The 20,247-nt window shown below is 75.9% G+C and carries 17 protein-coding genes and 1 pseudogene; 9 read left to right on the plus strand and 9 right to left on the minus strand.

The genetic code is table 11. From position 1 onward, the window contains the following. Positions 1-70: 70 nt before the first annotated feature. From ABEA04_RS01320 to ABEA04_RS01330, 3 genes are all read right to left on the minus strand, one after another. Complete coding sequence (locus ABEA04_RS01320) at positions 71-919, minus strand: alpha/beta fold hydrolase (RefSeq protein WP_345453634.1); 849 nt, start codon at positions 917-919, stop codon at positions 71-73. A 67-nt stretch (positions 920-986) separates the two neighbouring features. Next, complete coding sequence (locus ABEA04_RS01325; protein WP_345453637.1) at positions 987-1,637, minus strand: response regulator; 651 nt, start codon at positions 1,635-1,637, stop codon at positions 987-989. Further along, the gene (locus ABEA04_RS01330) at positions 1,634-2,647 is read right to left on the minus strand and encodes a sensor histidine kinase (protein ID WP_345453640.1); all 1,014 of its coding nucleotides are present in this window, start codon (positions 2,645-2,647) and stop codon (positions 1,634-1,636) included. Before ABEA04_RS01330 ends, ABEA04_RS01325 begins: the two co-directional genes overlap by 4 nt. Positions 2,648-2,795: 148 nt before the next feature. Between ABEA04_RS01330 and ABEA04_RS01335 the strand changes: the two genes are divergently transcribed. The 5 genes from ABEA04_RS01335 to ABEA04_RS01355 all read left to right on the plus strand — a co-directional run bounded on the left by ABEA04_RS01335 (position 2,796) and on the right by ABEA04_RS01355 (position 6,398). Then, positions 2,796-3,356 carry an SPFH domain-containing protein gene (locus ABEA04_RS01335; RefSeq protein WP_345453643.1) on the plus strand — a complete coding sequence of 187 codons (561 nt, stop codon included), beginning with the start codon at positions 2,796-2,798 and terminating at the stop codon, positions 3,354-3,356. Positions 3,357-3,393: 37 nt separating this feature from the next. Beyond that, complete coding sequence (locus tag ABEA04_RS01340; protein ID WP_345453646.1) at positions 3,394-3,939, plus strand: DnaJ family domain-containing protein; 546 nt, start codon at positions 3,394-3,396, stop codon at positions 3,937-3,939. 133 nt (positions 3,940-4,072) lie between these two features. Beyond that, positions 4,073-5,170 (plus strand): HpcH/HpaI aldolase/citrate lyase family protein, encoded by a 1,098-nt coding sequence (locus tag ABEA04_RS01345; RefSeq protein ID WP_345453649.1) that lies wholly within the window; start codon positions 4,073-4,075, stop codon positions 5,168-5,170. Beyond that, positions 5,163-6,038, plus strand: a complete 876-nt coding sequence (locus tag ABEA04_RS01350; RefSeq protein WP_345453652.1) for an HpcH/HpaI aldolase/citrate lyase family protein — start codon at positions 5,163-5,165, stop codon at positions 6,036-6,038. Before ABEA04_RS01345 ends, ABEA04_RS01350 begins: the two co-directional genes overlap by 8 nt. A 48-nt stretch (positions 6,039-6,086) precedes the next feature. Further along, positions 6,087-6,398: a thioredoxin family protein gene (locus tag ABEA04_RS01355; protein ID WP_345453655.1), complete on the plus strand. Its 312-nt coding sequence runs from the start codon at positions 6,087-6,089 to the stop codon at positions 6,396-6,398. 157 nt (positions 6,399-6,555) lie between these two features. Here the strand turns inward: ABEA04_RS01355 and ABEA04_RS01360 are convergent, their stop codons facing one another. Together ABEA04_RS01360 and ABEA04_RS01365 are read right to left on the minus strand one after the other, a co-directional pair. Next, positions 6,556-9,930 carry an ATP-binding protein gene (locus ABEA04_RS01360; RefSeq protein ID WP_345453658.1) on the minus strand — a complete coding sequence of 1,125 codons (3,375 nt, stop codon included), beginning with the start codon at positions 9,928-9,930 and terminating at the stop codon, positions 6,556-6,558. Between the two features lie 10 nt (positions 9,931-9,940). Continuing rightward, positions 9,941-10,396: an SRPBCC family protein gene (locus ABEA04_RS01365; protein WP_345453661.1), complete on the minus strand. Its 456-nt coding sequence runs from the start codon at positions 10,394-10,396 to the stop codon at positions 9,941-9,943. 139 nt (positions 10,397-10,535) lie between these two features. Between ABEA04_RS01365 and ABEA04_RS01370 the strand changes: the two genes are divergently transcribed. Further along, positions 10,536-12,173, plus strand: a complete 1,638-nt coding sequence (locus tag ABEA04_RS01370; RefSeq protein ID WP_345453664.1) for an Ig-like domain-containing protein — start codon at positions 10,536-10,538, stop codon at positions 12,171-12,173. A 116-nt stretch (positions 12,174-12,289) separates the two neighbouring features. Continuing rightward, positions 12,290-14,962 carry a glycosyl hydrolase gene (locus ABEA04_RS01375; protein WP_345453667.1) on the plus strand — a complete coding sequence of 891 codons (2,673 nt, stop codon included), beginning with the start codon at positions 12,290-12,292 and terminating at the stop codon, positions 14,960-14,962. Positions 14,963-15,154: 192 nt separating this feature from the next. On the opposite strand, the gene ABEA04_RS01380 is transcribed toward ABEA04_RS01375, so the two are convergent. Next, positions 15,155-16,048, minus strand: a complete 894-nt coding sequence (locus ABEA04_RS01380; protein ID WP_345453670.1) for a patatin-like phospholipase family protein — start codon at positions 16,046-16,048, stop codon at positions 15,155-15,157. Between the two features lie 158 nt (positions 16,049-16,206). Here ABEA04_RS01380 and ABEA04_RS01385 point away from each other — a divergent pair. Next, a pseudogene (locus ABEA04_RS01385) lies at positions 16,207-16,655 on the plus strand (Uma2 family endonuclease). 188 nt (positions 16,656-16,843) lie between these two features. Here ABEA04_RS01385 and ABEA04_RS01390 read toward each other — a convergent pair. Continuing rightward, entirely contained in the window at positions 16,844-17,428 is a 585-nt protein-coding gene (locus ABEA04_RS01390) for a cysteine dioxygenase (protein WP_345453673.1), read from the minus strand. Further along, positions 17,425-18,324: an amidohydrolase family protein gene (locus ABEA04_RS01395; RefSeq protein WP_345453676.1), complete on the minus strand. Its 900-nt coding sequence runs from the start codon at positions 18,322-18,324 to the stop codon at positions 17,425-17,427. The genes ABEA04_RS01390 and ABEA04_RS01395 overlap by 4 nt, the downstream gene beginning before the upstream one ends. 70 nt (positions 18,325-18,394) lie before the next feature. Between ABEA04_RS01395 and ABEA04_RS01400 the strand changes: the two genes are divergently transcribed. Then, positions 18,395-19,159: a hypothetical protein gene (locus ABEA04_RS01400; protein WP_345453679.1), complete on the plus strand. Its 765-nt coding sequence runs from the start codon at positions 18,395-18,397 to the stop codon at positions 19,157-19,159. Between the two features lie 59 nt (positions 19,160-19,218). On the opposite strand, the gene ABEA04_RS01405 is transcribed toward ABEA04_RS01400, so the two are convergent. After that, the gene (locus tag ABEA04_RS01405) at positions 19,219-20,232 is read right to left on the minus strand and encodes a M48 family metallopeptidase (RefSeq protein ID WP_345453682.1); all 1,014 of its coding nucleotides are present in this window, start codon (positions 20,230-20,232) and stop codon (positions 19,219-19,221) included. Positions 20,233-20,247 lie beyond the last annotated feature (15 nt).

Genomic DNA, 20,247 nt, shown 5'->3' on the forward strand with positions numbered 1-20,247 from the left:
CTCCCGCCGAGACGTGGCCCCTGCCGGGCCGGGTGCGCCCAGGGGTATCAAGCCACCGCGGACACCGGCCTCACCCGGCGGGGGAGGCGAACGCGGCGATGCGGGTCGCGAGGACGTCGTCCGGCGCGGTGTGGAAGTCGCCCTCCACGAGCTCGAAGGTGCCATGGGGCGCGAGGGCGCCGACCTGCCGCGCCGGCTCGACCAGGAACGGCGGGCTGCCCGTGCTGGCCAGCGCCAGCACCGGCTGGGTCAGTCCCGCCACCAGCGCGGCCGGCAGGGACTGGTCGTCACCCCCGAGGCAGTAGCCGTCGTAGACGATCGTCGGCGCGACCTCCGCGACGTGGTGCCACATCGGCGTCCCCTTCATCCCGTCGACCATCTCCTGCGGCAGCCCGACCGCCGCGACCTGGAAGTACTCCAGCGCGCCGTCGCGGTCGCCGGCGGCGTTGAAGGCCTCGAGCCGCTCGACGTAGTCGGCCGGCAGCGGCGGGGAGTCGGGCAGGCGGTAGGGCGGCTCGAACGGGACGACGTGCGAGACCGGTGCGCCGCCGGCGGCCGCCCGCAGCGCCAGCGCGGCGCCCGAGGAGAACCCGGCCACCACCGCCGTCGAACCGGGGCGCACGGCCTCGACCACGGCGGCGAGGTCCTCGACCTCGCGCTCGACGGCGTAGGGCTGGGTGTCGGTGCTGTCGCCCCGGCCGCGCCGGTCGTAGACGACCCCGGTGCATCCGACCGCGGCGAGCGCGTCGCCGAAGCCGCTGGAGTGCAGCCGCACGTTGGTCGCGCCGCCGACCACGACGACGAGCGGCCCGACCGACGGGTCGCCGCCGGGCGCGTGGACGTCGAACGCGATCGTGGTGCCGTCGGCGGACGTCGTCGTCCGCGGGGGACGGGTGGCGGTGGGGACCTGGAAGTCCATCGAGGAGCCTCTCCTTCGGGGATGACGACGCTCCGACCGCGCGGCGCGCCCGGACTCATCGCGCGTCTCAGGGCTCGATCAGCCCCGCCCGGATGGCGTAGCGCGTCAGCTGGGTGCGGTCGCTCATGCCGAGCTTGGCCAGCATGTTGGCGCGGTGCCGCTCGACGGTCTTGACGCTGATCGTGAGCGCGGCGGCGATCTCCTTCGACGACCGGCCCTCGGCGATCAGCTTGAGCACCTCGTCCTCCCGCTCGGTCAGCACCGTCTCGGGCACCGACTCGCCGCGGGCGAGCCGGTCGAGGTAGTCGCGGGCCAGCGCGCCCATCGCGCCGGGGTAGACGAACGCCTCGCCGCGCATCGCCGCCCGGCACGCGCCCACGAGGTCCTCGTCGGCCACCGACTTCAGCACGTAGCCGGTGGCGCCGACCTTGAGCGACTCGAAGAAGTACTGCTCGTTGTCGTGCATCGAGAGCATCAGCACCCGCGGCGGCTCGCGGCGTCGCGAGATCTCGCGGGCCGCCTGCAGCCCGGTCATCCGCGGCATGGCGATGTCGAGGACGACGAGGTCGACCTCGGTGTGCCGCAGCAGCTCGACCGCCTCGGCGCCGTCGCCGGCCTCGGCCACCACCTCGAGGTCGGGCTCCTGCTCCAGGATGAGCCGGACGCCGCGCCGCACCAGCGCGTGGTCGTCGGCGAGCAGGATGCGGATCGGGGTCATGCCGGGCCCTCCCCGGCGCCGACCGGCACCCGCAGCCGCACCCGGGTGCCGCCCTGCGGCGAGCGGCCCACCTCGACGTCGCCGCCGACCAGCCGCGCCCGCTCGGCCATGCCGGCCAGCCCCGACCCGGGCACGTGGCCGTCGGCGCCCGGCCCGACCCCGTCGTCGTCCACCTCGAGGACGACGTGCCCGCCGTCGCGCCGCAGCCCGAGCCGCACCGACCGCGCCGAGGCGTGCCGGGCCACGTTGGTCAGCGACTCCTGCGCCACCCGGTAGACGACGAGCTCGGACTCGGCCGGCAGCGCGGGCAGCCCCGGCGCCACGTCGGGGCGCACGTGCGGCCCGCCGTGCGCGGCGAGGTCGGTGGCGAGCGAGGCCAGCGCGGCGTGCAGCCCGAGGTCGGCCAGCACGCCCGGTCGCAGCCGGCGCGCGACCCGGCGGACGTCGTCCAGGCCGGTGCGGGCGCTCTCGCGCACGAGCGCGAGCTCGTCGACGACCTCGACCAGCTCGGGCGGCACCCGCCGCTCGACCTGCTTGAGGCCGAGGAGCACCACGGTGAGGCTCTGACCGACCTCGTCGTGCAGCTCCTGCGCGACCCGTTCGCGCTCGGCCTCCTGCGCGGCGAGCGCCTGCCCGGCGCTGCGGGCGCGCTCGTCGTCCAGCCGCGCGAGCATGGCGTCGAAGGCCGCCACGAGCCGTGCGCCGGGTCCGCGGCGCGACGAGCCGGGCTCGAGCCGGGCGTCGACCTCGTCGAGGCTGTCGAGGTCGAGGCGGTCCATCTGCTGCACCACGCGGTCGACGGGTGCCAGGCTGCGCCGCAGCAGCACGGCGTTGGTGGCCAGCATCAGCCCGAGGCCGACGGCGAGCACCAGCACCTCCGAGAGCAGCGGCTGGCGCGAGACGCTCGCCGGCGAGAGCACCAGCGCGAGGGTGCCGGCGACGAAGACGGCGCCGTTGATCAGGCAGACCTTCCAGTACAGCGGCAGGGAGGGCGGGACGACGGCTCGCACCCCACCAGCCTGACCGACGCCACCGGGCGCGACCAGGCCCGCACGCCCGCGTCGGGGTCGTCGGGGCAGAGATGGGTGGCAGACCCCATACCGTCCGCGCGGCCGCCCCGGCAGGGTGGAGGCACGTCGTCGAGCAGAGGAGGCGGTCGTGGAGTCCGAGCCCACCCCGGTGCTGTGGATGCTGGTGCTCTGCGTCCCGTTCCTCCTGCTCCTCGGCAGCGCCACGCGCTGGGTGACCAGGGGCGAGCTGCTCGTGGTCACCCGGCGCGGCGTCATCGTCCGCCGCCACGTGGGCCGGCGTCGTCCGGGCCCGGTGGTCCGGGTGCCGCTGGTCGAGCGCACCCACCTGCTGCCGGCCGGCGACCACGACGTCCTGGCCGCGGCGCGGGTCACCACCCGCGACGGCGACGACGTGCGCGTGCTCGCGACGGCCCGGGGCCGGCTGGTGCCGCCCGAGACCGGACGCCGCTTCGTCGACCCGCGCGCAGTCGCCGCCGACGCGGTCGAGACCGCCCTCGGCCGGGTAGTGGCCGACCTCGCCACCGACGACGTCGCCGCCGCGCTCGCGGACGCCGACCTGCTGGCCGGGGTGGCGCGCGAGGCCGACCGAGCCGCGCGTCCGGCCGGCGTCGAGCTGCACGCCCTCGAGCTCGACGAGATCGAGCTGCTGCTGCGCCCGCGGGTCCCTCGTCGGGTGGGGAGCCGCTGACGCCGCCTCGGTACCGTGGACGCCGAGGAGGCGAGCGATGCCCGATCGAGACGAGCAGGACCCGGTCCACGACCGCGACATGCGCACCGGGCGTGGTGCGGCCGCGGCCCGCATCCGCCAGCAGCACCTGTGGGTCGACGAGCAGGTGCGCCGTGCCATGGAGCGCGGCGAGTTCGACGACCTGCCCGGCGCCGGCAAGCCCATCGAGGGCCTCGGTGACGAGCACGATCCCGACTGGTGGATCAAGAAGCTCGTCGAGCGCGAGAGCATCGCCGTCCTGCCGCCGTCGCTGCAGCTGCGCAAGGAGGACGCCGAGCTCGACGGCCGGCTCGACGCCATCGCCTTCGAGACCGAGGTGCGCCGGGTGCTCGAGGACTTCAACCAGCGCGTGATCGCCGCCCGTTACCGGCTGCCCGAGGGCCCGCCGCTGGTCACGATGCCGCGCGACGTCGACGCCACCGTCGCGGCCTGGCGCGAGCGCCGCGACGCCCGTCGCGCCGAACGGGCCGCCCGCGCCGCCGCCGAGCAGCCCGACCCCTCGTCGTCCGGTCGGCGTCGGCGCTGGTTCCGTCGCTCGCGCTGATCACGGGGTACATGGACAGCTGGTCGACGTCCGGCACCCCGTCCGAGGTCGACCAGGTGTCCATGTACCCGCAGATCGCGGGCGAGAGATTCGTCATGCCGGTGGGCGGGCGGGCGCTGCTAGTTTCCGCGACATGGCAGCGCAGAGCGCGACGAGCGCCAAGGACTTCTTCCGGCCGCTGGCGGTCGGGGCCCCGCAGCCGCTGCGGGAGATCCCGTTCCGGCCCAGCCGCGCCATCCACTTCTTCGACCCCAGCAACGCCAAGATGGCGGCGAAGGTGCCCGGCATGGTCGGCACCGTCGACGTGCTGCTCGGCAACCTCGAGGACGCCGTCAAGGCCGACAACAAGGAGGCCGCGCGCGAGGGCCTCGTCGAGATCGGCCGTTCCACCGACTTCGGCCCCACCCAGCTGTGGACCCGCGTCAACGCCCTCGACAGCCCGTGGGTGCTCGACGACCTCACCCGGCTCGTCGGCGAGATCGGCGACAAGCTGGACGTCGTCATGGTGCCGAAGGTGCAGGGCGCCGAGGACATCCACTACGTCGACCGGCTGCTGGCCCAGCTCGAGGCCAAGGCCGGGCTCGACCGCCCGATCCTGGTGCACGCCATCCTCGAGACCGCCCGCGGCGTGGCCAACGTCGAGGAGATCTGCGGTGCCTCGCCGCGCATGCAGGGGCTCTCGCTCGGCCCGGCCGACCTCGCCGCCGACCGCCGCATGAAGACCACCCGCGTCGGTGGCGGCCACCCCGGCTACCTGGTGCGCGAGGACCCGCCCAGCCCGACCGACCCCGCCGCCGGCGTCGACGCCCGCCGCGCCACCTACCAGCAGGACCTCTGGCACTACACGATCGCGCGCATGGTCGACGCCTGCGCGATGCACGGCATCTACCCCTACTACGGCCCGTTCGGCGACATCGCCGACGTCACCGCGTGCGAGGACCAGTTCCGCAACGCCTTCCTGCTCGGCTGCGTCGGCGCCTGGACGCTGCACCCCAAGCAGGTCGACGTCGCCCGCCGGGTCTTCAGCCCGAGCGCGGACGACGTCGCCCACGCCCGCCGCGTCGTCGCGGCCATGGGCGACGGCACCGGTGCGGTGATGCTCGACGGCAAGATGGAGGACGACGCCTCGCTCAAGCAGTGCCTGGTGATGGTCGAGCTGGCCGAGCAGCTGGCCGCGATCGACCCCGAGCTGAAGGCGCAGTACGACGCGATCGGCGGCACCGATGACTGACGACTTCACGCCGCTGCGCTCGGTGCTCTACATGCCGGCGTCGAACGAGCGCGCGCTCGAGAAGGCCAAGACGATCGCCTGTGACGCGCTGATCCTCGACCTCGAGGACGCCGTCGCCCCCGACGCCAAGCCCGCGGCGCGCGAGGCCGCCTGTGCCGCGGCGGCCTCGGGCGACTACGGACGCCGCACCGTCACCATCCGCGTCAACGGCGTGGGCACCGAGTGGCACGCCGCCGACCTCGTGGCCGCGGCCGCTGCCGGGCCCGACGCCGTCGTCGTCCCGAAGGTCGAGAGCGCCGACCAGGTGCGGGCACTGGCCGCGGCGCTGGAGTGGGCCGGCGCGCCCGACCACACCAGGCTGTGGGCGATGGTCGAGACGCCGCGGGCGATCTTCGAGGTGCGCGACCTCGCGGCCGCCTCCGACCGGCTGGCCTGCCTCGTCGTCGGCAGCAACGACCTCGTCAAGGAGCTCTACGCCGAGCACGTGCCCGGCCGCGCGCCGATCCTGCCGTCGCTGCACCTCGTCCTGCTGGCGGCGCGGGCCGCCGGCATCCAGGTCGTCGACGGCGTCTACAACGACGTCAAGGACGCCGAGGGCTTCGCGGCCGAGTGCCGCCAGGGCCGCGAGCTCGGCTTCGACGGCAAGACCCTCATCCACCCCGGCCAGGTCGAGGAGGCCAACCGCGCCTTCGCGCCCTCCCCCGAGGCGGTCGAGGACGCCGAGGGGCTGGTCGCGGCGTGGGAGGCCGGCGCCGGCTCGGGCGTGGTCACCCACCGCGGCCGCATGGTCGAGCACCTGCACGTCGAGTCGGCCCGCCGCACGCTCGCGGTCGCCGAGGCCGTCGCCGCGCTCGACCGGGAGGCGTAGGCCGCGCGCTCCCAGCCCGCTCCCAGCGGCCCGCCCGAGCATGGCGGCATGAGCGAGACCACCCTGCGGCCGGCCACCGACCTCGACTTCGCCGACGTCGTCCTCGGGGCCGTCGGGCTGGTGCTGGTGGCCTTCCACCACGGCCGCACGGTGCCCTCGGAGGTGCTCGACCTCGCCGCGGCGCTCCCGTGGCTGTGCTTCGCCCACCTCGACGCCGACCGCTGGCCCCGCACCCCCGCCGCATACCGCGTCGTCCGCCTCCCGACGCTGCTCGTCTTCAGCGGCGGTGAGCCCCTGATGACCCTGGACGGCGGCCAGCCCGCCGACCGCCTCCGTCACGTGCTCGAGGCGCTGCGCTGAGGGCCCTTCGACAGGCTCAGGGTCCGTGGGGCGGGAGGTCTCGAGGCTCGGCCGTGGCCGGCCTCGCACCTCGACCATCGTGATCGGCCGACTCCGGTGGTTGAGCAGCGAGGAACGAGCGTCGTCGAAACCACCGGCCCTCCGGGACCGGGCCGGGTCAGGGGGTGAGGGCGCGGGTCCAGGCGGCGTCGAACCACGTCACGAACCGCGTCAGCCCCCAGCTCTCGCCGAGGGCGCGGGCGGCGGTGGCGTGGCGGTGGGCGGCGGCGCCGTCGCCGAGCGCCAGGGCCGCGACGGCCAGGAAGCCGTCGACCGGGCCGATCGCCATCGCGCTGCCGCCCGAGGCCATGCGGCCGGCGTACGGCGCGGCCACGGCGTAGCCCCGCGCGGCCAGGTCGGGGTCGCCGAGGCCGTGGCCGAGCTCGCAGGCCAGGCAGGCGTTGGCGAGGGTGGTGTAGCTGCCCTCGCGCAGGTCGACCCCCGAGACCGGGTAGACCGCCCGGGCGAGCTCGGTCTGCCCGACCCGCAGCAGCACCCAGCTGGCCAGGTGGCCCATCTGGAGGCCGTCGTCGTCCTGCTCGGCCAGCGCCCGCAGCAGCGCCTCGAGCGTTGCCGCGTCGCCCTGCCACAGGGCGGCGAGGACGGCGGTGCCGGCGGCCGCGCGGTCGAGGTTCGGGACGCCGCTGGCCGCCGCGAGCTCGTCGAGCAGTGCGAGCGCGGTGCCGGCGGTGGCGTCGTCGCCCTCCAGCAGGCGCCACGGCACCTCCGCCGCCAGCAGCACCGCCTCGAGGGTCACCAGGCCGAGGCGGCGCGCGAGCGACAGCGCGGCCGGGAGCGCGTCGCGCAGCATGTCGGCCTCACCCGCCTCGAGCGCGGCGCAGGCCCGCAGCCCGAGGGCGACCGCCTGGGCGCGGGCGTCGCCCAGCTCGACGGCCACGGTGACGGCGCGCTCGGCCGCCGCGCGCCGCCACGCGAGCGTGTCGGGGCGCCACCGGGCCGAGAACGCGCCGGTCAGGACGACCGAGAGCAGCCGCAGGTCGTCGGCCGACTCGGCCAGGCCGAGGCCCTCGTCGACGAGCGCGTCGACCCGCTCGACGTCGCCGCCGTAGTACAGCTCGGTGGCGAGCGCGACCCGGGCCCGGGCGCGCAGGCCGACGGCAGCGCCGTCCTCGTCGAGGCGCACCACGGCCCGCTCCAGCGCGGCCACGATCGGGGCGTGGACGACGCCCCACGTGCGCACCTGCCAGACCGCGCCCTCGATGGTCGACATGGCGGCGCGGGCGGCGAGCTCGTGGTCGCCGAGCCGCTCGGCGGCGGCGACGGCCTCGTCGACGCTGGCCGCGACGCCCTCCCACCGCCCGGCCCAGCGCTGGGCGTCGACGAGCAGCATCAGCAGCTCGTAGCGGGCGCGGTCGCCGGCCGCGAGGTCGAGTCGCTGCAGGTCGCGCGCGTCCTCGATCAGGCGCATCGCCTCGACGTGTGCCGAGTCGGCCGTGGCCTGCGCTGCGGCCCGCAGCACCGACGGCCACGCCCGGGCGGCGTGGGCCTTGCCGGCGAGCGCCCAGTGGCGGGCCAGCTCGGTGCGCTGGACGACGCGCCGCAGCCCCGACCGCTCGTCGAGCACGGTGGCGACGCGGGCGTGCAGGCCGTTGCGCACGGTGGCCGGCAGGCCGTCACGGACGACGTCGCGCACCACGGCGTGGGTGAAGCGGAAGACGCGACCGGCGGGGTCGTCCTCGACCACCAGCCCGGCCGCGACCGCCGGCGTCACCTGCGCGGCCACGTCGGCGGGCTCGAGGTCGAGCATGAAGGCGACGAGGTCCTCGTCCCAGCGGACGTCGATGATCGCCGCCGCCTCGAGCACGGCGCGCGCGGGCGGCGGCAGGTCGGCCAGCCGGCTGCCGACGACGTCGGCCAGCGAGCCGCCCGCGTCGCCGGCGCGGGCCAGCTCGACGAGGAAGAAGGGGTTGCCCGCCGTCCGCTCGCGCAGCGCCGCGACGTGCGCGGAGTCGGGCGGGACGCCGGTGGCCTGCGCGACCAGGGACGACGCGGCCGGCTCGTCGAGCCCGCCGAGGTCGACCCGCACGCCGTCGCGCCGGGCGAGGGCGGCGGCCAGCGGCACGAGGACGGCGTCGTCGCCGGCACCCGCGCGGCGCGTGACGACGACGAGCAGGCGCTCGCCGGCGGCGGTCGCCACGAGGTGCTGCAGCAGCCGCAGCGTCGGCGCGTCGGCGTCGTGCACGTCCTCGAGCACGACGAGCAGCGGGTCGCGGCGGGCCGCCGTCCGCAGCGCCGAGGCGAGTCCCTCCCAGGTGGCGAACTCGTCGGCCAGCCCGACCTCGAACAGCCCGGTCACCGGCTCGGGCAGCGGGCCGCGCTGCTGCTCGAGCGAGGTGACGACCTGCCGCCACGGCCACAGCTCGGGGGCGCCGGTGTGGCCGCAGTCGCCGGTGACGACGGTGAACCCGCGGGCGAACGCCTCGAGCGCGAGCTCGTGCACCAGCCGGCTCTTGCCGATGCCGGCCTCCCCGGTGACCCACGCCGCGCCGCTGCGACCGGACGCCGCGGCGTCGAGCACGAGGCGCAGCCGCGCCAGCTCGGGCTCGCGCCCGGCCAGGGCGTACTGCGGCAGCGGCGGCGAGACCCGGAACCGGGTGGGTGGCCCGGGCGCCCCGGCGACCGGTGCGCTCGGCGCGACGGCCGCCGGCGCGGTGGTCGGCGGGCCGCCGGTGACGTCGGGGTCCTGGCGCAGGATGGCCGTCTGGAGGTCGCGCACGGCGGCGCTCGGCTCGACCCCCAGCTCGTCGTCGAGCACCGAGCGCAGCCGCTGCAGCGCGGCGAGGGCGTCGGCCTGGCGGCCGGCGCGCACGAGCGCGACGGCGTGCAGCGCCCACCAGCGCTCGTGCAGCGGGTGGGCGCGGGTCATCGCCTCCAGCCGCGGGACGACGGCGGCGTGGTCGCCCAGCGCCAGCCGGGCCACGACGCCGAGCTCGTCGGCCGCCGTCCGCAGGTCGGCCAGGCGGCTGCGCTCGGCGGTCACCGCGTCGTCGTCGGCGAGGTCGGCGTAGGGGGTGCCGCGCCAGCGGTCGAGGGCGGCGTCGAGCAGGTCGAGCGCCTCGCGGCACGCGCCGGCGCCGGTGGCGTCGACGGTGGGCCGCAGCGGGTCGGGGACGACGCGCAGCAGCTCGCGGGCCCGCGCGGTCGCCTCGGCCAGGGCGACGTCGTCCCGCCCCGCCAGCGGCACCCGCAGCGCGTAGCCGCCGTGCTCGGTGACCAGCACCGAGGCCGCCTCGCGCGGACGGCGTCCGGGCTCGAGGGCCCGGCGCAGCCCGCCGACGTAGCTCTGCAGCGTGCCCGTCACGGTCGCCGGCGGGTCGGTGCCCCACACCCGGTCGACGACCGTGTCGACCGGCACGACCCGGCCCTCGCCGAGGGCGAGCGCGGCCACGATGGCCCGCTGCCGCGGCGTCCCGAGGTCGACGTCCAGCCCGTCGCGCCGCACCCGCACCGGACCGAGGACGTCGAGCTCCACCCGCCTCACACTAGGAAAGGGAGCGCAGGAGCGTGGCGAGTCGGCGCAGGTCGGCCGCGTCGCGCCGGCGGTAGGCCGGCGCGAGCACGGGCAGCAGCAGCCGCATCGCCCGCCGTCCGGTGAGCCGGACGACGGTGCGCACCTCGCACCGGTCGTCGCCGACCGCGCGGACCTCGCGGAGGCCCGAGACGGCGACGTGGGCGTTGCCGCCCTCGAAGCTCGCCGTCAGCGGCGCCGCGGCGGTGACCCGGGTCGGCGTCGTGAATCGCAGCCCGGCGAAGCGGAGCCGCTCGACCTGGCGCTGCCCCTCGACCGCCCGGCCGGCCGGCTCGACGTCGAGGGCCGTGACGCCCGCGCGCCACCGCGGGTCGTTGCCCCAGTCGAGGACGACGGCGGCGACGTCGGACGCCGGGCGGTCGACGACGACCGAGGAGGCGACGGTGAGCGGGGTCCGGCGGGAGGTCATGCGCGCAGCGTGCGCGCGCCGACCGGGAGGCGACTGGCGGCCGGCTGGGAGCGGCGTCCCGGCGACCCGCCAGCCTCGTCCCAGCGGCCGGCCCCACGGTGCTCCCGACCAGCAACCGACCGACCGAGGAGCACCCACCATGACCACCCACCGACCCGCCCGCCGACCGCCACTGGCCCTGACGGTGACCAGCGCCGCGGTGGGAGCCGCGGTCTGCCTCGCGCTCGCGACCCCGCCGGCACCGGCGGCCGGGCCGCCGGTCACGGCGCAGGGGGCCAAGGCGCCCGCGCCGCGCGCGACCGCCGACCTCGCCCTGGTCGGCGTGCGCCTGGAGACCGGCCCCACCGACCTCGCCGCCGAGAGCCCCTTCGTGGTCACCGTCGTGCCGGTGCTCGGCGGGGGCTCGAAGCCGGCGCCCGGCACGATCCGGGTTCGCACCACCGACGACGCCGTCAACCAGACCCTGCCCGTCGACGGCCGCAGCGCCTCGTTCGCGCTGCCGCCGGGCGACCACGCGCTCGAGATCCTGTACTCCGGGGGCAACGCGAACGGCGACACCTGGCTGCCCAGCGGCGCGACGGTGCCGGTGCACGTCGACAAGGCCACGCTGACCCACACCACCGACCTGCCGCCGGGCCTGCACGTCGACCGCTTCGACCCGCTCGCCCTCGGCGTCACCCCGGTGAGCAGCGCGAGCCACCTGCGGCCGCACGGCGACTTCGCGCTGTTCGCCTTCGGGCCGGACGGCGTGCGCCACGACCTCGCCCTCGGTGCCTTCGACGGGCCGGGCCGGCTGGCCTTCGACGCGCGCGAGCTCACCGAGGTGGCCGGCAGCTACGACCTCTACTTCACCACCAGCGAGGTCGACTGGTTCGAGACCGCGACCACGAAGCTCGGCACCGTCGTCGTCGACCCCGCCCGCATCCCCACCTCGGTGACGCTCGGGACGCCGTCCGGCACCGTCGCCTACGGGTCGGACGCCGCCCGGTTGACCGGTGCGGTCGTGCCCCGCCGCGCGGAGGGCCCGATCGACGGCACCCTGCAGGTGCTGGTCGACGGACGCCGCACGGGCACCCCGGTGCCGGTGCGCTCCGACGCGCCGGTGTCGCTGCCGCTCACCAGCCTGGCGCCGGGCACCTACGCGGTGAAGGTCGCCTACAGCGGCGGCACGAGCCACGCCGCGTCGGACTCGCGCACCGCCACCCTCACCGTCGCACCGGCGAGCACGGCCACCTCGATCGCCACGCGGTCGGTGCCGAGCGGCGGCCGGGTGACCGTGCGCGTGGCCGCCACCGACTCCTCCGCGCGCGGCACCGGCACGGTGACCCTGCGTGAGGGCTCGAGCGTCGTGGCCTCGGGTGCCGTGCGCGACGGCGTCGCCGCCCTGAGCCTGCCGGCGCGCCTCGCGGCCGGCCGTCACCTGCTCACCGCCGCCTACTCCGGCAGCACGACGCACCGCGCCTCGACCTCGCCGGCCACCGCCGTGGTGGTCGGCGGCCCGGCCGCGTCGCGGATCACCGGTCGGGTGACGCGCCAGGGCCGCACCGTCGTCGGTGCCGTCACCGTGGCGAGCAGCCAGGCGCCCACGGGCCGGGTGCAGGTGCTCGACGGCTCGAGGGTGGTGCGCACGCTCACGCTGCGGGCCGCCGACCGCGGCCGCGTGGCCTTCCGGCTCACCGGGCTCGCCCCGGGCAGCCACCGCATCACCGTGCGCTACCTCGGCTCGCCCCAGTCGAAGGCGGCCTCGAAGGCGTGGACCGTCTCGGTCCCGCGCTGACCGTTGTGTCGCACGTCACGGCGGCGCTACGATCCGGGCACTTCTGACGGGCGCTGGTCTGAAGTCGGCCAGCGCCCGTCGGAAGGACCACTTCTCGGCCCGCGGCAGGAGCAGCCATGACCGATCGTCGACGACGCCCTGCGCGCGGGACGGTCGGCCTCGCCGCCCTGACCCTGCTCGCCTCCACCGCCCTCGCGGTCGCCTCCGGGTCGGCGCCCGCGGCCCCGGCGCCCGCACCGGCCGTGGCGGCGGCACCGGGCGCGGCCGAGGTCCTGCCCGACTTCGGCACCCGCGTCAACGTGCCGCCGCGGGTGGCGCCCGGCGTCATGCCGCCCACCAACTCCTGGATCACCGGCGCGGTCTACGCCGGCCCGGAGGCGGGCGCCCTCGACCCGCCCACCTGGGTCGGGGGTGGCCTGGCGTTCCGCTCCCACGACTCCGGCTTCGGCGTCGGCCTGCCCGCGGTCACCGGCTACAGCAACCACGCCCTGCTGCAGTCGTGGGACGACGCCCAGTCGCTGCGGCTCACCCCGCCCGGCGCCACCACCTACCGCCTCACGCGGTGGGACGACCTCTCCGCCGACCTCACCTGGTACGCCGGCAGCACCCCGCTCGGCACGCTCACCGCCGTCGAGGGCTGGCCCTACGTGATGTACACGGCGGCGTCCGACCAGGCGCTCGCGGTGAGCCGTCCGCTGGCGGCGTCCGGCGATCACTACACGTGGCGGGCCTCCGGGGGGCAGAAGTACCACGTGGTCACGCCCGGCACCCTCGGCGGCGGCGCGATCGCGCTCGACGCCGGCGAGACGGTGCACGTCTTCGGCGAGCCGCAGGGCGCCACCGGGTCCGACATCGAGGCGCTGGTCGACGGCGCCGTGCCGGTCACCGGCACCCGCACCGAGCACGAGGTCAGCGGTGGCCTGGCCCGCGCCACCTTCGTGCTGCAGACCGGCGGGCGCGACACCGTGCTCACCCAGCTGCCGCACCAGGACTACGGCCGCCCCGCCGACACCCTCACCGGCCGCTGGGAGAACGCCATCGGCTGGGCGCACGGCGTCGTCGGCAACTCGTTCACCACCACCACCAAGGCCTGGGACGTCGCCAGCCGGCTCGACCTCTCCGGGCTCAGCGAGGCACAGCTGCAGCTGCTGCGCGAGCAGGTGGTCGCCGACGTCCCGACGGTCATGGAGTTCCCGGCCGACACCTACTTCGGCGGCAAGGCGCTCTACCGCGCCGCCAACCTCTACCTGCTGGCCGGCCAGCTCGGGCTCGACGAGGAGGCCGACGACATCGAGGCGGCGATGGTCGCCCAGCTCGACCTCTGGCTGGACGCCGACCGCTGCGCCACCCAGCGCCAGGAACGCTGCTTCGGCTACGACCCCGTCACCCGCACGATCGTCCCCGAGATCGACGCCTTCGGTGTCGCGTCGTCGATCAACGACCACCACTTCCACTACGGCTACTTCCTCTACGCCGTCGGCGTGCTGGGCCGCGACGACGCGAGCCTGGTCGAGCGCTACCGCGAGACGGCCGACCTGCTCGCCGCCGACATCGGCGCCCTCGAGACCGACACCTCCACCATCCAGCGGCGCGCCTTCGACGACTTCCGCGGCCACTCGTGGGCCAACGGCATCGGCGGCGGCATGGACGGCAACGACCAGGAGTCGACGTCCGAGGCGATGAACGCCTGGGCCGGCCTCGCCCTGTGGAGCGAGGTCAGCGGCGACGCCGCGCAGCAGGAGCACGCGCAGTGGATGATGGCCTTCGAGGCCGCCACGGCCGAGCGGTACTGGTGGAACCCCTATCGCAAGGACTCGCTGACGGCGCCGATCATCTCGATGGTCTTCCAGGGCAAGGTCGACTACTCGACGTGGTTCTCGGGCGACCCCAGCGCGAAGAGCGCGATCATCGTCATCCCGATGGGCCCCAGCCAGGTCGGCTTCCTCGCCAGCCTCGGCGAGCAGCGCATCCGCGAGGTGGTCGAGCCGCTGATCGCCGGCGACCCGTCCACCTATCGCAACCGGCCGCTCATCGACTGGAACATCGCGCTCTACGGCCTCGCCGACCCGCAGCGGGCCCTCGCGATCGCCGAGGACCTGCCGGGCGTCGACAACGGCAACACCCGCAGCTACCTCTACGCCGTGATCATGGCGGGCGCGGCCGAGCCGCCGCCCGTCGCGCCGGCGGCCGCCACCCGGCTCGCGCTGAGCGCGCCGTCCGGCCCGGCCGACGCGCCGGTCGACCTCGTGGCGAGCCTGCAGACCGACGACGGCATGTCGGTGCCCGGAGCACGCGTGGTCGTCGACCGGCGCCGGGACGGCGTGTGGGCGCCGGTCGGCTCGGCCGTCACCGGCGACGACGGCCGCGCCACGCTGCGGGTCGTGCGCGCCCGCTCGGCGCGGCACAACGTCTTCCGCGCCCGGTGGGTCGGTGACGCCGCGTTCACCGCCAGCCAGAGCACCGTCGCCACCAGCACGCTGGTGCGCCGGGGCGTGGTCGTGACCCTCACCGGGCCCGACCGGGCCCGCGCGGGCCGGTCCGTCGCGCTCCGCGTGACCTGGCGGACGGCGGGCAGCACCGGCGTCGACGGCGTCCTGCGGCTGCAGCGCTCGGTCGGCACCGGGGCCTGGCAGCGGGCCACGACGGTTCGCACCGACCGGCAGGGCCGGGGCACGGTGCGGGTCACCGTGCCGAGCCCGGGCGCCCGCTGGCGGCTGGTCGCGCCCGTCACCGACTGGACCCGCGCCGGGCAGAGCCCGGCGCACCGGGTGCGCGCGACGTCGTCCTGACGCACGGACCCTGAGCGTGTCGAAGGGATGTCGCACGCGGACCTGGGCCTGGAGGGCCGGTGGTCTCGGGGCTCGTCGCCAGCGCTCCTCACACCTCGACCATCGTCGTCATGAGGTCGACGGTGACCCGACCCCACGGGCCCTGAGCCTGTCGAAGGGAGCTCAGGCGCGCGCGTCGGCGAGGAGGGAGGGTCAGAACGCCCAGAGGTCGCGCACCCGGTCGGCGTGCGCGAGGGCCTGGGCGTAGCCGGCCCGGGCGGACGGCGGCCGCGCGGCCGGGTCGAGCACGTTGCGTCCGATGGCGCGGCGGGCGTCGTCGTCCGGCTCGATGACGAGGTGGTTGACCTGCAGCTCGCGCAGCTGGCTGCGGGCGCTGCGCAGCGGGCCGATCGAGCGGTCCATCGGGGTCAGCGCCACCACGACGTCGCAGTCGGCGGCGAGGTCGGCGTTGGCGCCCGACCGCATGCCGCCGTCGACCAGCGTGCGCGTGCCGATGCGGATCGGCGGGTAGACGCAGGGCACCGCGCACGAGGCGTTGACGGCGTCCTCGAGGGCGACCTCGGGGTGGGCGGTGTGCGGCCCGAACGTGGCCAGCTCGCCGGTGTCGGCGTCGACCGTGGTGACGACGAGGTCGCGGTCGCTCCACTGCAGGCCGCCGATGCGGCGGGCCACCTGCTCGTAGCGCTCCTCGACGCTCGGGGTGCGGCCCTTCGCGGCGGCGGTCACCGCCTGGCGACCGAGCAGCCGGCCGAAGCGCTCGACGTCGCCGCGGGCGCGCACGAGGGCGGCGGCGTAGCGGGCGATCACCCCGGGCCCGATGGCCGCCAGCGGGGCGGTGCCGTCGCCCAGGCCCGGGGTGCCGTCGGGGCCGGTGTCGCCGGGCGGCAGCAGCTGGCGCCGGTAGAGCTCGTCGAGCGGCAGCCCGGCCGACAGCTGGGCGCCGACGATCGAGCCCGCCGACGTCCCGACGATGCGGTCGGCCGTGCTGAGGTCGACCCCCGCCTCGGCCAGCCCGGCCAGCAGCCCGGTCTCCCACGCGATGCCCGTGATGCCGCCCCCACCGAGGACCAGCGCTCGTCTCGTCACCGGGTCAGTCTGCCGGGCCTGTGGACGACGCCCGCGGCGGCCCGAGGTGGGGCACCATGGAGAGCGTGACGACGATGCCGCGACGGGGTCAGGGACTGACCCGCGCCGACCTGGCGGCGTTCCCCGATGACGGGTGGCGCTACGAGCTGCTCGACGGGATGCTGCTGGTGAGCCCGTCGCCGTCGCTCGCGCACCAGCGCGCCGCCCTCAACCTCGCGGTGCTCCTGCACGCGGCCTGCCCGGACGACCTGTATGTCATGGTGGCGCCGTTCGACGTGACGCTGGCCGACGACACCGTGTTCATCCCTGACCTGCTCGTCGCGCCCCGGGCCGACTTCACTGCGAAGGACCTGCCCGGCGCCCCCTGCTCGCCGTCGAGATCCTCTCCCCGAGCACCCGGCTGGTCGACCGCAACGTCAAGAAGGCCCGCTTCGAGGAGGCCGGCTGCGCCTCGTTCTGGCTGGTCGACCCGCTCGAGCCCCGGCTCACCGTCTGGCAGCTCGACGATGGCCGCTACCGCGAGGTCGTCGACGTCTCGGGCGGGGAGTCGTGGACGGCGTCCGCCCCGTTCGCGGTGACGATCACCCCGTCCAACCTCGTCGACTGAACGGTCGAGGGCGTCCGGCCGCGGGTTCTTCACCACACGCCGGCGGCCTGACCCGACGTCGACCCGGCACCAGGGCGCACGGAACGGAGCGACGGCGCGTGTGCCGGACCCCTCGCCGCACCAGATCGGCGGCAGCCCTACGAGGGTGGGGCGAGGGGGCGGCACCACGACGTCGTGGAGTGACCCGACTAGTCGAGCGGGCGGAGTTCGTCGGCGTAGGAGACCGAGAACCGGCGCATGACGCCGGAGTCGGAGATGGAGTACTGGCCCATGCGCCACAGCGGCGGCGAGTAGGCGTGGATCGAGACCGAGCCGTCGATCGCGCCGCCCATGCGGTGGATGTGGTCGGGACCGAAGGCGAACGTGCGGCCGGCCTTGACGGTCTTGGTGGCCGGGGTGCCGCCGAGCCGCGGGCGGCTCTCGGTGACCGCGCCGCGGGTGACGGCGACGGCGCCCGCGGAGGTGTCGTGGTCGTGCCAGCCGGTGTCGTCGGTGGTGTCCCAGCACAGCAGCCAGACGTCGATGTCGGCGTCGCGGTAGAGCGAGACGTAGTGGCGCCCGCCCTCGGGACCGCCCGGGACGGCGTCCGCACCGTCGGCGACGTCGAGCACCGGTCGCGCGACCAGGTGCTCCCACAGCTCGGGTCGGCTCGCCAGCTCGCGCACCCAGGTCCGCAGCTCGCGGGACGACAGCTCGCGACCGGGCAGGTCGGGCAGGTCGTCGGCGCTCAGCAGCGACAGGGCCGCGGGGGAAGAAGCGGCGGTGAGGGTCATCGGGTGCCTCCGTTCAGCAGGTGGTGCGGGTTGGTGACGTGCAGGGCGTGCGAGAAGGCCTCGCCGAGCCCGGGGTCGCGCGGCTCGGCGTAGGGCAGGTCGGAGCCGTGCACGATCGCGTCGACGCCCACCACCCTCACCATGGCGTCGACGGCGCGCGGTCCGTACGACGACGTCTCGTAGAAGACCCGACGGTCGACGGCGCCCAGCCCGCCGCCGCGGGCGGCCAGCCGCTCGTGGTGCAGCGGGGCGAGGCCGGCCAGCGCGGCGAAGCAGATGCGCAGGCGGGGGAGCAGCGAGCGGCCGGCGACGTGCCAGGCGAACCAGGCGGCGGCCAGCTGCGCGGGGTAGTCGGTGAGCGCGGGCCACCACGACGGCACGGCCGACGACGCGGGGGCGGCCGGGCCGGGGTGCACGAGCACCGGGCGGTCGGCGTCCTCGGCGACGGCGAGCACGGGCGCGAGCCGCTCGAGGGCGGCGGGGTCGAGCATCGAGGTGGCGGGCACCTGCAGGCCGTGGACGCCAGGCAGCGCGAGCCGGGCGCGGAGCAGGTCGAGGTCGGGCTCGACCAGGCCCGGGGCGGCCCACAGGCCGTGCCCCTCGCCGAGCTCGGCCACCAGGTCGTGCCAGGCCTCGAGCAGCGGGGCGGCGTCCTCGGGCGGCAGGGTCTCGATGCCCAGGGGGCTGCTGAGCGACAGCAGGGCGAGGTCGATGCCGTCGCGCGCGTCGCGGGCGCGGCGGTCGGCCACCACGTGCGCGGCCGGGTCGACGTCGTAGGGCGGCTCGCCGTCGAGGTGCAGCACGTCGCCGTCGAGCCGGGGCGAGGTGGAGCGGGTGCGCAGCTGCTCGACGAGGGCGCGCGGCCACGCGTGCTGGTGGACGTCGACCGCGGGCATGCGAAGCACTATAACTCTACTGACTCAATCGACAATAAAGCGGCGTGTCGCCACGCCGTAGGCTCGCGCCGTGGCCTCGACGCTCGCCTGCCTGGGGATGCACGTCGACGACCTCGACCGGCTGGGCGACGTGCTCGACCAGCTGCCCGCCGACCTCGTCGGCCGGGTCGCCACCGACGAGGGCGTGGTCGAGTCCGTGCGGCACCGCGACGACAGCGGGGCGTGCGTCGTCCTGGCCCGCCTCGACGGCGGCGTCGTCGACCTGGTGCCCACCTTCGAGTCCGATCGTGGCGCGCGGCTCGGCGGTCTCGGCGTGGCCGGCGAGGCGGTGGTGGCCGACGTCCTCGACGACGACGGCGAGACGGTCACCCGGCTGGCCTGCGACCTCGTGCAGCGCCGCCACGTGCGCGACGCCGGCCCGGTCGACGCCGCAGTGGTGGCGCTCGGCGTCGAGGTGGGCGTGCACGCCGACGCCGCGGCGTTCGCGGCGTCCGACGACAGCGTGCTGGGCGAGCCCGAGCCGGGCGAGGAGCCGATGCGCCTGACGGCGCAGTCGTTCGTGTCGTACGGACTGTTCTCCGGCGACGCAGACCCCGAGCCGACGGCGTTCCTGGCCGGCGAGGTGCTCGCGGCCGAGAGCCGCACCCACGCCGTCACCGGCCAGTCCTTCCACGTGCTGCAGGTCGAGACCGTCGGCTTCACCGCCACGGTCTGCCTCGCCGCCTCCGAGCACCCCACCCTCCCCGCTCCCGGCTCCGTCGTGGCCGGTGTCTGCTACCTCGTCGCCGACGCCCCCGACCTCTGGTCGTTCGAGCCCCAGCCCGGTAGTCCCTGACGACATGGTCGTGAGATCCGTCGGATCACGACCACGTCGTCAGGGACTACCGCCCGGGGTCAGTCGCGCCGGAGCCGCTCGTCGAGCCAGACCTTGAAGCTGCCGGCGACGCCGGCGAGGTCGTGGACGAGGCGTCCGACGGCGTCTTGTGAGCTGCGGAACATCTCGGCGTAGGACGCCGCGGCCTCGCGGGCGGCGTCGGTGACCTTGGCGCCGTCGTCGTCGACGCGGCGCGGGTAGGCGCCACCGAGGACGGCGGTGTACTCGCCCGACTCGACCCAGCGGCGCAGCTCGGCGGCGCGGACGACGGCGAACGGGTGCGTCGTCCGCTCGACCAGCATCGCCTTGAGCACCGAGTCGCGCAGGTCGCCGGCGTCGAGGTACTCCTGGCCCTGCGCGCGGAAGGTGGCCAGGTCGAGGTCGCCGGCCAGGCCGCCGCTGGCCAGCTGCATGTGCACCCGCTGCGCCGCGGCGGGGTCCTGCGTCGCGAGCAGCCCGGCGCGGTCGGCCGACAGCTCGGCCTTGCGCGACCACTCGTAGAGCGCCGCCACGATCGCGCGGACGCCGAGCGCCCCGAGCGGCACCGCGTTCAGCACGCCGGTCATCGTCAGCAGTCGCTGCAGCAGCGTGCGGTAGACGGCGTGCCCGCTCAGCGCGTGCCCGAGCTCGTGGCCGACGACGAAGCGCAGCTCCTCCTGGTCGAGCAGGTCGACCAGCGCGGAGCCGATGACGATGATCGGCTTCTCGAGCCCGATCGTCATGGCCTCCAGGAAGGGGCTCGCGGTCACGTACATCTCGGGCAGCTCGCCCTCGACGTCGAGCACCCGGGCGGTGTCGCGCAGCAGGTAGTGCAGCTCGGGGAACTGCCGCTCGTCGACGCGCACCGCCGAGCCCAGGAAGACCAGCCGCATCGTGCGCTCGTTCACCAGTCCCGACATCATCTTCAGGACGGTGTCGAAGCCCTTGAGCTTGCGCAGCGCGATCAGCGCGCCCCGGTCGGTGGGGTGCTCCCAGGCCCGTGAGCTGATGCCGGGCAGCGGGACGGGCGTCTTGGCGGGCTGGGTGCTCGTCACGCGGTCACTGTGACA

Source organism: Nocardioides marinquilinus (assembly GCF_039543705.1).
Classification (GTDB): Bacteria; Actinomycetota; Actinomycetes; order Propionibacteriales; family Nocardioidaceae; genus Nocardioides; species Nocardioides marinquilinus.

What these genes read in the sequence shown, in the direction of transcription:
- ABEA04_RS01395 (WP_345453676.1), bottom strand. Translation starts at nt 18,324, where the DNA reads ATGCCCGCGGTCGACGTCCACCAGCACGCGTGGCCGCGCGCCCTCGTC.
- ABEA04_RS01350 (WP_345453652.1), top strand. Translation starts at nt 5,163, where the DNA reads ATGACTGACGACTTCACGCCGCTGCGCTCGGTGCTCTACATGCCGGCG.
- ABEA04_RS01345 (WP_345453649.1), top strand. Translation starts at nt 4,073, where the DNA reads ATGGCAGCGCAGAGCGCGACGAGCGCCAAGGACTTCTTCCGGCCGCTG.
- ABEA04_RS01320 (WP_345453634.1), bottom strand. Translation starts at nt 919, where the DNA reads ATGGACTTCCAGGTCCCCACCGCCACCCGTCCCCCGCGGACGACGACG.
- ABEA04_RS01365 (WP_345453661.1), bottom strand. Translation starts at nt 10,396, where the DNA reads ATGACCTCCCGCCGGACCCCGCTCACCGTCGCCTCCTCGGTCGTCGTC.
- ABEA04_RS01355 (WP_345453655.1), top strand. Translation starts at nt 6,087, where the DNA reads ATGAGCGAGACCACCCTGCGGCCGGCCACCGACCTCGACTTCGCCGAC.
- ABEA04_RS01390 (WP_345453673.1), bottom strand. Translation starts at nt 17,428, where the DNA reads ATGACCCTCACCGCCGCTTCTTCCCCCGCGGCCCTGTCGCTGCTGAGC.
- ABEA04_RS01375 (WP_345453667.1), top strand. Translation starts at nt 12,290, where the DNA reads ATGACCGATCGTCGACGACGCCCTGCGCGCGGGACGGTCGGCCTCGCC.
- ABEA04_RS01340 (WP_345453646.1), top strand. Translation starts at nt 3,394, where the DNA reads ATGCCCGATCGAGACGAGCAGGACCCGGTCCACGACCGCGACATGCGC.
- ABEA04_RS01325 (WP_345453637.1), bottom strand. Translation starts at nt 1,637, where the DNA reads ATGACCCCGATCCGCATCCTGCTCGCCGACGACCACGCGCTGGTGCGG.
- ABEA04_RS01370 (WP_345453664.1), top strand. Translation starts at nt 10,536, where the DNA reads ATGACCACCCACCGACCCGCCCGCCGACCGCCACTGGCCCTGACGGTG.